Annotated in this window: 13 protein-coding genes; 9 read left to right on the top strand and 4 right to left on the bottom strand. The window is 45.5% G+C overall.

The features are described 5' to 3' along the window. Nucleotides 1–589 precede the first annotated feature (589 nt). Complete coding sequence (locus GY843_RS10065) at nucleotides 590–1,126, top strand: GNAT family N-acetyltransferase (RefSeq protein WP_297309136.1); 537 nt, start codon at nucleotides 590–592, stop codon at nucleotides 1,124–1,126. A gap of 369 nt (nucleotides 1,127–1,495) precedes the next feature. Here the strand turns inward: GY843_RS10065 and GY843_RS10060 are convergent, their stop codons facing one another. Then, a complete protein-coding gene (locus GY843_RS10060) occupies nucleotides 1,496–2,203 on the bottom strand; it encodes a 16S rRNA pseudouridine(516) synthase (protein WP_297309134.1) in 708 nt (235 codons plus the stop codon). A 305-nt stretch (nucleotides 2,204–2,508) separates the two neighbouring features. On the opposite strand from GY843_RS10060, the gene GY843_RS10055 reads away from it, so the two are divergent. Next, nucleotides 2,509–3,120 carry a Yip1 family protein gene (locus GY843_RS10055; protein WP_297309131.1) on the top strand — a complete coding sequence of 204 codons (612 nt, stop codon included), beginning with the start codon at nucleotides 2,509–2,511 and terminating at the stop codon, nucleotides 3,118–3,120. Nucleotides 3,121–3,221: 101 nt separating this feature from the next. Here GY843_RS10055 and GY843_RS10050 read toward each other — a convergent pair whose 3' ends face one another. Next, nucleotides 3,222–4,358, bottom strand: coding sequence for a GNAT family N-acetyltransferase (locus tag GY843_RS10050; RefSeq protein WP_297309129.1), 1,137 nt, complete (start codon nucleotides 4,356–4,358; stop codon nucleotides 3,222–3,224). 93 nt (nucleotides 4,359–4,451) lie between these two features. Here GY843_RS10050 and GY843_RS10045 point away from each other — a divergent pair, with 93 nt between their 5' ends. Continuing rightward, entirely contained in the window at nucleotides 4,452–4,898 is a 447-nt protein-coding gene (locus tag GY843_RS10045) for an HIT domain-containing protein (RefSeq protein WP_297309127.1), read from the top strand. Between the two features lie 76 nt (nucleotides 4,899–4,974). Here the strand turns inward: GY843_RS10045 and GY843_RS10040 are convergent, their stop codons facing one another. Next, entirely contained in the window at nucleotides 4,975–5,520 is a 546-nt protein-coding gene (locus tag GY843_RS10040; protein WP_297309126.1) for a DUF4124 domain-containing protein, read from the bottom strand. Nucleotides 5,521–5,844: 324 nt separating this feature from the next. Here GY843_RS10040 and GY843_RS10035 point away from each other — a divergent pair, with 324 nt between their 5' ends. From GY843_RS10035 to GY843_RS10015, 5 genes are all read left to right on the top strand, one after another. Further along, complete coding sequence (locus GY843_RS10035; RefSeq protein WP_297309124.1) at nucleotides 5,845–6,081, top strand: zinc ribbon domain-containing protein; 237 nt, start codon at nucleotides 5,845–5,847, stop codon at nucleotides 6,079–6,081. Between the two features lie 75 nt (nucleotides 6,082–6,156). Further along, a complete protein-coding gene (gene aspS, locus GY843_RS10030) occupies nucleotides 6,157–7,917 on the top strand; it encodes an aspartate--tRNA ligase (RefSeq protein ID WP_297309122.1) in 1,761 nt (586 codons plus the stop codon). Nucleotides 7,918–8,020: 103 nt separating this feature from the next. Further along, a complete protein-coding gene (locus GY843_RS10025) occupies nucleotides 8,021–8,761 on the top strand; it encodes a YebC/PmpR family DNA-binding transcriptional regulator (protein WP_297309120.1) in 741 nt (246 codons plus the stop codon). Between the two features lie 26 nt (nucleotides 8,762–8,787). After that, nucleotides 8,788–10,827, top strand: coding sequence for an ATP-binding protein (locus GY843_RS10020; protein ID WP_297309119.1), 2,040 nt, complete (start codon nucleotides 8,788–8,790; stop codon nucleotides 10,825–10,827). A gap of 36 nt (nucleotides 10,828–10,863) precedes the next feature. After that, entirely contained in the window at nucleotides 10,864–12,252 is a 1,389-nt protein-coding gene (locus GY843_RS10015; RefSeq protein WP_297309117.1) for a sigma-54 dependent transcriptional regulator, read from the top strand. 27 nt (nucleotides 12,253–12,279) lie between these two features. Here GY843_RS10015 and GY843_RS10010 read toward each other — a convergent pair whose 3' ends face one another. After that, nucleotides 12,280–12,876, bottom strand: coding sequence for an alpha/beta hydrolase (locus tag GY843_RS10010; protein ID WP_297309115.1), 597 nt, complete (start codon nucleotides 12,874–12,876; stop codon nucleotides 12,280–12,282). A 488-nt stretch (nucleotides 12,877–13,364) separates the two neighbouring features. Between GY843_RS10010 and GY843_RS10005 the strand changes: the two genes are divergently transcribed. After that, nucleotides 13,365–13,728: TAXI family TRAP transporter solute-binding subunit (locus GY843_RS10005; RefSeq protein ID WP_297309113.1), on the top strand; the 364-nt coding region annotated here is incomplete at its 3' end.

Below are 13,728 nucleotides of genomic sequence, written 5' to 3'. Positions count from 1 at the left end.
TCTTGATTAAATAAACGGCAGTTGTTTTGATTTGGTTAGTAGGTTAAAACCTTAAATTAACCAGACAGATGGATGTCGAGCAGGCCCACAATTCCCATTTCAAATGCTAATAGTACAAGGAGAGTATCTCATCGAAACAATAATCAATAATTTAATGGACCCTGCTTGGTGGTTCACGGGTATTTTCTTTGCAGTGCTGATTAAGCTGGCACCGAAATTTAGGGATGTCTCTGTTTCTTTGTTTAAAAGAACAATGAGAAATAGATCTGCAAGATTTAAACGTGCACTGAAAAATGGTCGACATAATATAGCTGCGGTTAACTATCAATCAGTTAAGTCCCAAGCATTCTTCGTAATGTTTTTGATCACCGTTGCGCTGTATGTGATTTGGTACTCAGCAGGGCCTCTACGCGAAATACAGAAGACAAGCTTTTTGGTGTTTATCATATGTATTATCCCGATGTATGCGGTACAGATATGTTGGTTAATCCAAGACAACTTAGCTAGAGAACTAGTTAAGGAGTACCACAAATTGTGTGCACCCAAGCGCTTAAATAAGAGCGAGTAACCTGTTCCGCTTGGCTAAGTTATGATTAAACATATGACCTTAAGAAAATCTCTGGAAACTGAGAAAGAAAATATCCGCTCTCTTCATCTCACTGCATTTGGCAAAGAGGAAGGTGAGGCTGTTTCTAAGCTGGTGGTTGAGCTTCTTGAAGATAAAACTGCTCAGCCGCTTATCTCATTAGTCGCTGAACAGGATGATGAGCTTGTTGGTCATGTTCTTTTTACGTCAGTAAAGGTTGAGGGTAGTAAAACTCAGAACGGTTATATCCTTTGCCCTCTGGCTGTCGCTCCTGATTTTCAGAGATCCGGTATTGGTAAAAACTTGATCACTCAAGGGCTGGATATGTTGAAAGAGCAGGGGGCTGAGTTTGTATTGGTCCTGGGTGACCCAGCTTATTACTCCCGCTTTGGTTTCCATACCGATCACCAGATTAAACCTCCATATGAACTTCCTTACCCTGAAGCGTGGATGGTTCAGGAGTTGAGGAGTGGTGTATTGGATAGTGTTCACGGAACGATTAATTGTGCTGATGCTCTGAGTCCACGAGAATATTGGTAAGTTTGAGGGAGGCTTGCCACTGGTTGGGGTTTTGATTCAGATATTTAATCGCGGTGAGGACACCGCTCCTACAAATCCTTCATTTAAAATGCGGCACCAAATTCATCCCATTTGTGCAGCCGAGCATTGGAAGGTTTAATCGAATTAGGGCGAAGCCTGTTTGAGGCCTGAAAGGCCGAGTTCTGCAGCCCTCGATTCAACCTGAAACGCGCAGGGAACCGGGTGAAACCCGGCAAACAGTTGGGGCGGCTTTAGGTTGTTAGGGTATTTGCCAAGACAAATACCCTGACTCGCCGGCTGGCGAAACAAGCAATAAAGCCTCGTCTTTAGGCGATCAAAAATAGCAAAGAAATATTCTGCAAATACCGATCAAGAAAGAAGCTCAACTTCTTCCATCGTCAACTCCCGACTCTCCCCCGGAGCCAACCCACAATCCAACTCCAATCCCCCAATTGCCTCCCGATGCAACCCAATCACCGGATTCCTAAACCGCCCAAACATTCGCTTTATCTGATGATACTTACCCTCAGTCAGACTAACCTGAGCTTCCCGCTCCCCGGTTTTAACCAGCTCTGCCGGTTGAGTCGTAATATCCTCAAATGGAAAATACATCCCCGCGGCAAAAGCTGGGGCGTAATCATCGGTGATCGGGTTTTCCAGAGTGACGTGGTAACGCTTTGCTACCTTGTGCTCTGGTGAGGTTAGATTACGCGACCATTCTCCGTTGTTGGTCAGCAGAAGCAGACCGGATGTGTTCAGATCGAGTCTACCGACAATGTGCAGCTGCTCCTTGTTATCGCAATCCAGAAGATCAAGCACCGTTTTATGCTGCTCATCCACCGTAGCGCTCACCACACCCACCGGTTTATGCATCATGATGTAAATCGGTTGGTTATTTTGCAGCAGCTCGTCATCAAGGCTTATCTGATCAAACTGACCAATCACCTGATTGATATCTGTTGCGGGTTCTGAGTTGATGAGTATACGTTTCTGGGCGATCAGCAGGCGTACATCGCGACGGTTAATACCCGTATGAACAGAGATAAACCTATCTAAACGGGATTTTCTTGATTCCATGCCTGAGTGTTCTGTTGGGAGGTGATTATGTCTGTGCTGAGCATTGTACTTTGCTCAACTCGGACTTCAAAAAAATTGTCTAAGAACACTGCTTAACGCCTTGTATAAGGGCAACGTTAAATATTTTCAGGTTGGTATAAAAGAACTCAACTAAAATTAACGTATAAAAAATGATCTGTTTTTGTCTGGAAACGTAACAGCTCAAGATGGAGCTGATTGCTCGCAAACTGATAAGGAAATAGTAACAGGGAATCTGAGTGCAATCGGAAATGTTTAGGGATTCCCAAGCCTAAGAGGTGATTATTATGTTGCTGAGTCATGTGCCCGGAATGTTTACCCATCCTGATGCGGAGTGGGAACTGATCAAGAAAGAGCACGCAAGTCCTGGCCGTATTTATGTGGCCTATATCGGTATTCTTGCCCTGATTGGGCCGGTATGCGCTTATATCTCTACTACTCAGTTTGGTTGGAGAGTAGGGGATGGTGAACTGATTAAGCTAACTACCATGAGCTCTCTACAGCTGAATGTGCTGACCTATGCAGCTATTCTGGTAGGGGTTTTTGGTCTTGGCTGGATGATAGACTGGATGTCGAAAACCTACGGCAGTGGTCATGATGAGTATGCCGCTAACGGTATTGCGTTGGCTGCTTATGCTTGTACACCACTGTTTCTGGCAGGTTTTGTGTCTCTCTACCCTGTACCATGGGTCAATATGCTGGCTTATATGGCTGCAGCGGCATACACGGGTTATCTGATCTATGATGGATTACCGCATGTCCTGGGGATAGAGAAAGATCGTGCCTTCTTCTTCTGCGGAGCTATTTTGGCAGCAGGGTTGGTTTATCTTGTTCTGACAAGAGTGGGTACAGTGATTATCTGGAATCTGGGCTTTGCTCCCGTATTTATCTCCGGATGATCTGTAGGATTGAAAACTTGATATCTATATCGCTGGCGCGATATCTTCAGTGAAATGAAAAGGTCTGGGTTTAACCCGGACCTTTTACCTTGTTTGTGCTTCTAGTTCTCGTTATTGCGGAACGGTAGATATTGCTTAAGATGCTCAATTTGTTGATCGATCGCTTCGCTTTCCTCATCAACAAACTGCTGTATCGCCTGATTAAAACCAACCTCTTTCACCCAGTGTGCCGACCATGTTTCCACTGGTTCAAAGCCGCGCTGGATCTTATGTTCACCTTGAGCCCCCGAGTCAAAACGTCTTAGTTTGTTGGCAATACAATAGTCTATGCCCTGATAGTAACAGGTCTCAAAGTGCAGGCTGTCGTATTCGTCAAAACAACCCCAGTAGCGCCCATAGAGAGTTGTAGAGTCTTTCAGAGAGAGTGCACCGGCTACCGGCTGATCGCCGTTATAGGCAAGTACGAGCAGAAGGTTTTCTGGCATCAGTTCTTTAAGCAGGAAAAAGAACTCCTTGGTCAGATAAGCTTCCCGGCCTCGTTTCAGGTAAGTCATACGGTAGAAATCGTAGAACTGATCGAGTTGTTCTGGGCTGATATCTTCACCATCAAGTTGAACATGGGTAATGCCATGATCGATAACTTTTTGCCGCTCTTTGCGAACATTCTTGCGCTTTCGGGAAGTGAATGTGGCGAGAAAGTCGTCGAAATCTGCGTAATTTTTGTTAAACCACTGATACTGACAACCTTTACGATGCATTAGGTGAGGGTGTTGTACTGCATTACGTTCTTCGTCAGTAGGGAACAGTAGATGCCATGAGTTTGCCTGCACCTGTTCTGCTATTTGAGGTAAGGAGTGGCTGATCATTTCCAATAGAGGTTTTGGGTCTTGCTGAGTTAGAAGCCTTGGCCCTGTTACAGGCGAAAAGGGGATAGCCGTCACCAATTTGGGATAATACTCCAGACCATAACGGTTGTAGGCATCGGCCCAAGCCCAGTCGAATACATACTCACCGTATGAGTGGTTCTTAAGATAAAGCGGCATTACGCCTATATTTATACCGTTATCTTGCAGTAGGAGATGTAAAGGTTGCCAGCCGGTTTTTGGCTGAACACTACCAGAGGTTTCTAGTGCGTAGAGAAACTCGTAGCGGGCGAAAGGGTAATCAGTTTTACACAGCTGATTCCAGGCTTCCTTACCTATTTCTTTGATTTCATGGCAAAGTTTGATCTCTGGCATATCGCAGGAAGTCCTCTGAACTGCTATGTTTTAGATATGGCTGTCCCATTCTATCGTTTTTAGTCGGTCTGTTTTAGTTTCAGGAGTAGTGTAATGGATGAGTTGGAACTTGAATTTGAACTTCACCCGCAGTTAGCTGCAGATTCTATTGTTTTGGGTGATTTCCCGTTGAGTCGACTCCTTTTGATAAATGATGCGACATATCCTTGGTTTGTGCTGGTTCCACGACGTGCTGGTGCTTCAGAGATTTATCATCTATCCGAAGAAGAACAGAGTCAGCTAATAAAAGAGTCTTCATACTTGGCCTCGAATCTGGCTGATACCTTTGCAGCTAGAAAGATGAATGTGGCTTCACTGGGAAATATGGTGCCCCAGCTACATATTCACCATATTGTTCGATATGAAAATGACCCTGCATGGCCTGGTCCTGTGTGGGGTAAAACACCTGTGGTTCCTTTTACTGAAGACCAGATTCACGATGTGCGACGCAAGCTAGAAGCTTTAATGGCAGGTGAAGTGGAGTTTGTTCCAGAAAAATAGGTACTTATCGGGATAATCGACGAATTATACGCAGGACTCTCAAAACTAAGCTGATATCCGCTCAAAGGGTTACTGCTTAGTTTTGAGAGTTGTTCTTTTTCTTGGATGAGTTATAACTTTTAAGTTTATCTTTTAACTTTTTCTTACTTTTCTTGTTGAGCTTATCCTTTTTAGCTTCTTTTGCTGTCAGGATGCGAGCTTGCTTATTGTGGCCACCAGGTACTGGGTTGTCAGGGTTGTTTTCGTTATAGGTAGCAGCACCCTTTTGGTATGCATTACGAACCTGAGAAGCGCTCTGTAGTTTACTCTTGTTGTTTTTCTGGGAGCTTGAGTTCCCGGAGCCCTGTGACTTCTTGTTCTTGCTGCTGGTTGCTTGCTGAGTTGACGTAACCTGTTTTGCAGGTTGGTAACTAGGAATTTTAGGAGGTGGGGCTATGAGGTTGATATTCTTAGATTTATCTTTGGATATACTGGCTCTATTCTTGGATGTTAATAATTCTTTGCCTTGAGGCGGACGGTCGCTGAAGTGTTTAACTCCATTTTCATCAACCCAAGTGTAAATATCGGCATGCACGCAGATAGATGGTAATAATAGCAGTGTAATGAAATAGATTTGGCGCATCTCAATGTCCCTTTGAGAGTCATTATAGCAATTGGTTCGCCTTGGAGAGGGGACCCGCATATTAATTTTATCTGAGCAATTGTATACGGCTAGAACTCTACAGTCAGCTTGATCCGAAATCATAGTGGCTCATGATGAAAACAGTGTTCTATCCGAGTTTTCCTCGTATCAATAAACCAGTACAGGTAGATTGCTGGGGATCTATCAAATTCTTTCACTTCTCTTCATATTTGGGGCCTGTTCCCTCTGCATAAATAAGGTATAATCCGCCGTTTTTAAAATACGCCTTACATGTTTGCAGGGCGTGGATTAGGTTGATTTCCAATGCCAATCTTTGATTTTCAGTGTCAAAACTGTGGTCACGAGTTTGAAAAGCTTGTCCTGAAAAGTGATGCGCCTGCCCCTGCATGCGTTTCCTGTGCAAGTGAGGAAGTGACCAAACAGGTATCTGCACCGGGTTTTCGCCTTTCAGGTTCCGGTTGGTACGAGACAGATTTCAAAACCGGGAAGAAGAAAAATCTTGCTGGTGAATCCGGTTCTTCTTCAAGCTCTGACAGTTGATCCGGTAGTAAAAAATTTAATTCATTGATCGTTTGGCTCGAGCCGAACAGAGACAGTTAACAGGAACAGTAAATTATGCGCAGTCATTATTGCGGCGATCTCAGAAAAGAGCATATTGGCGAAGACATTACCCTGTGTGGTTGGGTACATCGTCGTCGTGACCACGGTGGAGTTATCTTCCTGGACGTGCGTGACCGTGAAGGTCTGGCACAGGTTGTATTTGATCCAGATCGTGAAGAGAGCTTCGCGTTGGCTGATAGCTGCCGTAATGAGTTCGTAATTGAGATCAAAGGTACTGTTCGTAGCCGTCCTGAAGGCACGATCAATCCAGAAATGCCAACAGGTGAGATCGAAGTTCTGGGTAAAGAGCTGGTTATCCTGAACAAATCTGAAACACCTCCGTTCCAGCTGGATGAACACCAGAACGTTGGTGAAGATGTACGTCTGCGTAACCGTTACATCGATCTGCGTCGTCCAGAAATGCAGGAAAAACTGCGTTTCCGTTCTAAAGTTTCTAATGCAATCCGTAACTACCTGGATGATAACGGCTTCCTGGATATTGAAACTCCAATCCTGAACCGTGCAACGCCTGAAGGTGCGCGTGACTTCCTGGTACCTAGCCGTGTTCATGACGGTCAGTTCTTCGCACTGCCTCAGTCTCCACAGCTGTTTAAACAGCTGCTGATGGTTTCTGGCTTTGACCGTTACTACCAGATCGCTAAATGTTTCCGTGACGAAGATCTGCGTGCAGACCGTCAGCCTGAATTTACTCAGATCGATATCGAGACTTCGTTCATGGACGAAGAAGGCATAATGGGTCTGACTGAAGATATGATCCGTAAGCTGTTCCTGGAGCTTAAAGGTGTTGATCTGGGTGACTTCCCACGTATGCCTTATTCAGAAGCTATGCAGCGTTTCGGTTCTGATAAGCCGGATCTGCGTTACCCAATGGAGCTGGTAGATGTTGCTGACCTGATGGCAAACATCGAATTTAAAGTATTCGCGGGTCCTGCAAACGATCCTAAGTGTCGCGTAACTGCACTTAAAGTACCGGGTGGCGCTAAGCTGACACGTAAGAACATCGATGACTACACCAAGTTTGTTGGTATCTACGGTGCTAAAGGTCTGGCTTGGATCAAAGTTAACGAGATCGAAAACGGTGTTAACGGCCTACAGTCTCCAATCATCAAGTTCCTGGGTGATGAAGTGACAATGGCGATCATGGATCGTCTGGGTGCTGAAAACGGTGATATCGTATTCTTCGGTGCAGATAAGGCTAAGATCGTTTCTGAAGCTTTGGGCGCGCTGCGTATCAAAGTGGGTGAAGATCTTGAGATGTCTGAGCGTGAGTGGGCACCTCTGTGGGTTGTTGATTTCCCAATGTTTGAAGAAACTGATACGGGTCTGACTGCACTACACCACCCATTCACAGCACCAAGCTGTACTCCGGAAGAGCTGAAAGAGAATCCACTGGATGCGCTGTCTCGCGCATACGATATGGTTCTTAACGGTTGCGAGCTGGGCGGTGGTTCTGTTCGTATTCACGATCAGGAAATGCAGGCTAAGGTTCTGGAAATTCTGGGCATCTCCGACGAAGAAGCTGAAGACAAGTTTGGCTTCCTGTTGAATGCACTGCAGTACGGTGCGCCTCCACACGGTGGTCTGGCATTCGGTCTGGACCGTCTGATCATGCTGATGACTGGCACTGAGTCTATCCGTGAAGTTATTGCATTCCCTAAAACTCAGAGTGCATCTTGTATGATGACTGAAGCTCCGGGTGAAGTAAGCGCTGCTCAGCTGCGTGAACTGAACATCAAACTGCGTAAGACTCCTTAATTCATTTAGGAAGATTCGAGTTTGAAAAAAAGCTGCCTTAGGGCAGCTTTTTTTGTTTATATAGTATTAAAAATAAAGAAAAAATGAGTAGGGAGCAGTCGCTATGGCAGGTCATTCCAAATTTGCAAACATTAAACACCGTAAAGCGGCGCAGGATGCAAAGCGTGGAAAGATTTTCACAAAGCTTATTCGTGAGTTGGTAGTTGCGGCTAAAGAGGGCGGCGGTAATCCTGATGACAATCCTCGTTTGCGAGCCGCTGTAGACAAAAGCCTGGGCGCAAACATGAAGCGCGACACCATCGATAAAGCAATTTTGCGTGGTGCAGGTGGGGCTGAGGGTGAGCATTATGATGAGCTGACCTATGAAGGCTATGGCTCAAACGGTGTAGCTATTCTTGTTGAGTGTATGACGGACAACGTTAATCGTACCGTTGCTGCGGTGCGTGCTGCTTTCAACAAATACAACGGTAATCTGGGTACCAGTGGTTCTGTTGCTTATCTGTTTGATAAAAAAGGTCAGATCACCTTTGCTGATGATGTAGATGAAGAAGCTATTATGGATGCTGCATTAGAAGCGGGGGCAGATGATGTTGTTGAAAACGATGATGGGTCTATTGATGTTTTCACCGATTGGCATGACTTCTTGGATGTTAAGCAGGGTTTGATTGATGCTGGTTTCGAATCTGTTCATGCTGAAGTAGCAATGATTCCATCGACAACAGTAGAGCTGGATGTGGAAACTGGACGCAAGGTGATGAAGTTGATCGATGTGCTTGATGATCTGGATGATTCCCAGAATGTTTACCACAATGCAATTATTCCTGAAGAGGCCATGGACGTTTAATCTTCCCACACCAGAATACAGAACCCATGACTAAACGGCTGCTTGCCACCTTACTCTTTCTATTATTCACGTTGGTTGTGACTTGGGCCTCTGTGAATAAGACCCGTGATTGGACCTTACAGCAGTTGCATCAACAGGGGTCCGATGAGTTGTTACAGGTGATCACTCAGCTGCGTAATGCATTGGGCGAATACCGCTACCTTCCTTTTCTTATTTCACAAAATACCGATGTTAAGGCGCTAATGCTGGAACCGGATGCCAACCTCAGTGCTGAGGTTAGTCTCTATCTGGAGCAGACCAATCTGGTAGCAGGGTCCTCATCTCTTTTCGTAATAGGCGAGCAGGGACGACCGCTGGCATATAGTCACTGGCGTGATGAACAGAACTTTTTCCTTCGTTCCCATCAAGGGCAAGAGTACTTTACCCAGGCTAAAGCAGGGCACAGGGGACGGCAGTTCAGCTTAAACGCAGAGAAACAGCGGCCTGCTTACTATCTATCATCTCCAATCTACGACGGTACTCGGTTCAGCGGAGCGGCTGTGGTTCGTATTGAGTTGGAGAGTCTGGTCAAAAAATTACGTTCGTTTGGAACTGTATTATTAAGTGATGCAGAGGGTACGTTGTTTTTCACTACGGGACCTTTTAAGCGTTTTAAGCCACTTAGTGAGCAGGTTACCGTCACGGGTACTGATCTTGCCGACGGTGTTAAAACATCGTTGTGGAGTCAGGATACATCCAATTGGTTGTCTCGTTCTGTTGAGCTGGATGATCTGCGCTGGCAGGTGATTGTACTGAATAACACCGATGTGGTGGACCGTAATGTAAGGAATGCATCCCTGTTCTCTTTTGGTGGGTGCTTGGCGCTAGGGCTATTGGCGCTTTTGTTACGTGAGCGTCAGTTAAAGATCCGCTCGCAGAATGAGACCCGTGAGGCCTTGGCACGAAATGAAGCGCAGCAGAAAGCGATAATTAACAATGCTCAGGTAGGACTGTTCCTGATCGATCATAAAGGGGTGATCACCTTTGCCAATGAGATGGCATTGCAGCAGTTTACGGTGTCGATGAGTCTGGTTGATCATAAACCTCTGACGACACTTCTGGCTTTTGAAAAATCTTCACCTTTATCCAAAGGGTTAAGTCGTTTAGGTAAACAGGGTTTTGCCCCATTGATCGGTTATGAGTCTGTTGGCCGTCGAGGGGATGGTACTGAATTTCCGATTATGATCTCTGTGCGAAAAATGGAGTATCTGGGAGATCGCCAGTTCCTGGTGACGGTGATCGATATCTCCCGGCGTAAAGGCCTGGAGCTGCAGTTACAAAAAGCCAATGAATCCCTGGAGCATAAAGTAGAGGAGCGTACGCAGGCGCTTCAGGAAGCTCAGGATGAACTGGTACAAGCGGGTAAGATGGCTGCGATTGGTCGGATGTCCACCGCTGTGGTACATGAACTGAATCAACCCCTGACGGCTATCAGAAACTATGTGGCTATCTGCCGTCAGATGTTGCAGCAGCCTGAGATGTTATCGGAAAGCCTGACTGAAGTTGATGAGCTGACTCAGCGTATGGCTCAGATCACATCACAGCTGAAAACCTTTGCCTATAAAAAGCCTGAACAGATGGAACAGGTATCAATGCAGATGGCGGTTCAGCATGCGTTGCAGCTCTTCAAGCAGCGCCTTGCTGATGAGCAGATTCAACTGCAGGTGGATCAACCTGATGATACGGTTTATATACTGGGAGACAGTGCGAGGTTGGAACAGGTTCTAGTTAATCTGATTAAAAATGCGCTGGATGCTATGTCTACAGTTGAGAACAAGTGCTTAAACATCCGTATTGCTACTGATGACAATATTACCCTGAATGTATCAGACTCTGGTCCGGGCATAGATGAAGAGCTGTTACCCGATCTTTTTGAACCTTTTGTCACATCCAAGAGTATTGGCGATGGACTTGGTCTTGGGTTATCCATTGTCAGATCCATTGTCCGGGACCTCAATGGTGAGATATGGGCAGAAAACCTGCCTCAGGGGGGAGCCCGTTTTGTAGTGACTCTACCCAAATGCTAAACCGCTGAAATTATAAATTGTGATGGAAAAAAGCCGATGAGCTTAGACAACCTGAATAAAGAAAACCGTGGCACTGTACTGCTCGTTGATGACGAAGCAATGGTACGCAAGTCGACGGAGAAATGGCTGCAGATGGCAGGCTTTCAGGTTATCGGTTGTGATAGTGCGAAACAGGCACTAGAGCATATCAGTCAAGAGTTTCCGGGTATTGTAGTCAGCGATGTGAAGATGCCAGAGATGGATGGCCTAGAATTACTCGATGAAATAATTAAACAGGTTCCCGGTCTGCCTACGGTATTGGTAACAGGGCATGGTGATGTTGATATGGCGATAGGTGCCATGCGTAAAGGTGCCTATGATTTTATAGAAAAGCCATTCAACCCGGAGCGCTTGGTCGAAACGATTCAACGCGCCTGTGATAAACGTCGTTTGATGCTTGAGAACTTGCGACTGCAGCAGCACCTTTCGAGCTCATCCGGTATTGATAGCCGCCTGATTGGTATCTCCCCAGCGATTCAACGCTTGAAGCAGGAGCTCCTGACCCTGGCTGAACTGGATACCAACGTTATCATCTATGGCGAAACTGGTACCGGTAAAGAGTTGGTAGCACAGTGTCTGCACGAATTCAGTGTACGGAAAAAATCTCATTTTGTACCAATCAACTGCGGCGCTATCCCTGAATCACTCATTGAAAGTGAACTCTTTGGTCATGAGGCAGGAGCCTTCACCGGAGCGACTAAACGCCGTGTGGGTAAATTTGAATACTCCAATGGCGGCACTCTGTTTCTGGATGAGATTGAGATTATGCCGCTTAATCTTCAGATCAAACTGCTACGGGCACTTCAGGAAGGCGTTATAGAACGTTTGGGGGGCAATGCCCCAATTGATGTGGATCTGCGAGTGATCGCAGCCTCAAAAGTGGATTTGCGAGTGGAGAACGGGTTTAGGGAGGATCTGTTCTACCGCCTTAATGTCTCTCAGCTACATATACCTCCATTACGTGATCGCCTCGAAGATGTACCGCTGCTGTTTGAGCACTATCTGCGGATGACCTCGGCGGACCACAAAAGGGAAATGCGTAACCTACCTGAACAAGATATCCGTACACTGCAAAGTTATCAGTGGCCGGGTAATGTCCGTGAACTTAAGAATATAGCTATGCGTTATGCCCTGGATTCTCGGGTTTCTGTGGCTGATATCTTGTTCCCGGATGAGAAACCGATGCAGGCCTCGGCTCTCAGCGAGGATATTAACCAACCTCTGGCAGTGCAGGTTGCTGCCTTTGAGTCGGAGGTGATTAAGCGTTCCCTTGCAGAACATGAAGGCAATATAAAAGCAGTGATGGAAGCACTGGATCTACCGCGCCGTACCTTGAATCAGAAGATGGCTAAGTACGGCATCAGCCGATCTGAGTTTAAATCTTAGCTATCCGGAATAGCAACTTAGATAGCGTTATCCTGAAGATCGCTCGAAATATCCGTATTTAAGATAATGAAGAATTTGATTCTGTACTGGTCTGTTATTCATCATCAATGGGTGTGTAACAGGTAGGGCTATATGGTCGTTCATTCCGTCAAGCTTTGTTCTATCGACAGAAACTTTCCCGTCGTCAGCTCCGGGGATGAAGGATGATAGAACCCAATTGATTGTTTGAGTACCTGCGATAATTCCTAGATCAAATGATGCAGGTCCTAAGATATTTGTAATTCCATTATCTCCTGTACCCAACTGGAGCCCTGCATCCCCATTAATAAAATGGAACCCTGGTATATCTCCAAGCGTATCAACAATCTCACTCCCTTGATTTGGAGGTCCGAGCATTACAACCCGTTTTAGATTCGGAATTGAATTTTGGGCTAAGTATTGGCGGAGCAAAATGGCTCCCATTGAGTGAGTTACGAAATTTACCTTCGTATTGGTAGGGCACTGCTCCAACGCTTTAGGGATGGTTTCATTGGCTAGTTCTTCAATGTTTTTCGATCTGGAAGGGTAGCCTTCGTTAACCGTTGAGTAGCCATGTTTTACCAGCACTTTTTCTACAGGAATCATCGAATCAGGACTTCTGGCCAAACCGTGTAGAAGGACAACACAGTCGCTTGCGACTGTCACTTCGCTGACTAATATTGCGACAACAAGTATAAATGGCCTGATCATCCTTAATCTCCAATAGGGTATCGATAAGTCTGTGATGTTATGTAATTTCGAGAGATAAACAACTGTTTAGGCATTTTTTTGCCTATCAGGCTTTCCAAACTGACAATCTACCCTTTTTACGATCAGTATTATCTCTTTCTGAGCCTTAAATTCCTCTAAACCCTTCCTTATCAGCATTTACGTTGTTAATGAGCAATATTTTGCCTATCAACTCGTAAATCCATAAGCAAAAAACTGCTCATGCACTTATAAGGTTTTTTGAATTATTCTTAATGCATTGAAAATAAAGGATAAATTTTAATTTTGGCGAATTGGCACCCCCATTGCTATATGAAATACGGATTAAAAACTAAACCTCAAACTGACTAAAAAGGGTACTGAGGATGACAATAACAAAACGTACTTTCATTAAAGGCATGGGCTTAGCCCTGGCGATGAGCACCGCAATGGGCACTGCAGGTCTGGCACAGGCAGCAGAGAAGCGTTCCTATATTTTGGCAACGGCTTCTACAGGCGGTACTTACTATCCAGTAGGTGTTGCACTGGCAACGCTGACTAAAGTTAAGCTGGAGCCAAAGCACAAGATCTCTATGTCTGCGATCAACTCTGCAGGTTCAGGTGAAAACGTAAAATTGTTAGGTGAGAACGAAGCACAATTTGCGATTCTTCAGGGTTTGTATGGCGCATGGGCATGGTCCGGTGAAGGTAAACTGAAAGAGTCTGGTCCTCAGAAAAATCTGCGCTCTG

The sequence above is a fragment of the Neptuniibacter sp. genome (assembly GCF_024231755.1).
Lineage (GTDB): Bacteria > Pseudomonadota > Gammaproteobacteria > Pseudomonadales > Balneatricaceae > Neptuniibacter.
Note: the sequence above shows the minus strand (reverse complement) of the source record. Positions and strands in the feature narration are given on the sequence as shown.

Coding starts and splice junctions, on each gene's coding strand:
- GY843_RS10010 (WP_297309115.1), bottom strand. CDS start 12,876: ATGATTCCTGTAGAAAAAGTGCTGGTAAAACATGGCTACTCAACGGTT.
- GY843_RS10065 (WP_297309136.1), top strand. CDS start 590: ATGATTAAACATATGACCTTAAGAAAATCTCTGGAAACTGAGAAAGAA.
- GY843_RS10035 (WP_297309124.1), top strand. CDS start 5,845: ATGCCAATCTTTGATTTTCAGTGTCAAAACTGTGGTCACGAGTTTGAA.
- GY843_RS10050 (WP_297309129.1), bottom strand. CDS start 4,358: ATGCCAGAGATCAAACTTTGCCATGAAATCAAAGAAATAGGTAAGGAA.
- GY843_RS10040 (WP_297309126.1), bottom strand. CDS start 5,520: ATGCGCCAAATCTATTTCATTACACTGCTATTATTACCATCTATCTGC.
- aspS (WP_297309122.1), top strand. CDS start 6,157: ATGCGCAGTCATTATTGCGGCGATCTCAGAAAAGAGCATATTGGCGAA.
- GY843_RS10045 (WP_297309127.1), top strand. CDS start 4,452: ATGGATGAGTTGGAACTTGAATTTGAACTTCACCCGCAGTTAGCTGCA.
- GY843_RS10025 (WP_297309120.1), top strand. CDS start 8,021: ATGGCAGGTCATTCCAAATTTGCAAACATTAAACACCGTAAAGCGGCG.
- GY843_RS10060 (WP_297309134.1), bottom strand. CDS start 2,203: ATGGAATCAAGAAAATCCCGTTTAGATAGGTTTATCTCTGTTCATACG.
- GY843_RS10055 (WP_297309131.1), top strand. CDS start 2,509: ATGTTGCTGAGTCATGTGCCCGGAATGTTTACCCATCCTGATGCGGAG.
- GY843_RS10015 (WP_297309117.1), top strand. CDS start 10,864: ATGAGCTTAGACAACCTGAATAAAGAAAACCGTGGCACTGTACTGCTC.
- GY843_RS10020 (WP_297309119.1), top strand. CDS start 8,788: ATGACTAAACGGCTGCTTGCCACCTTACTCTTTCTATTATTCACGTTG.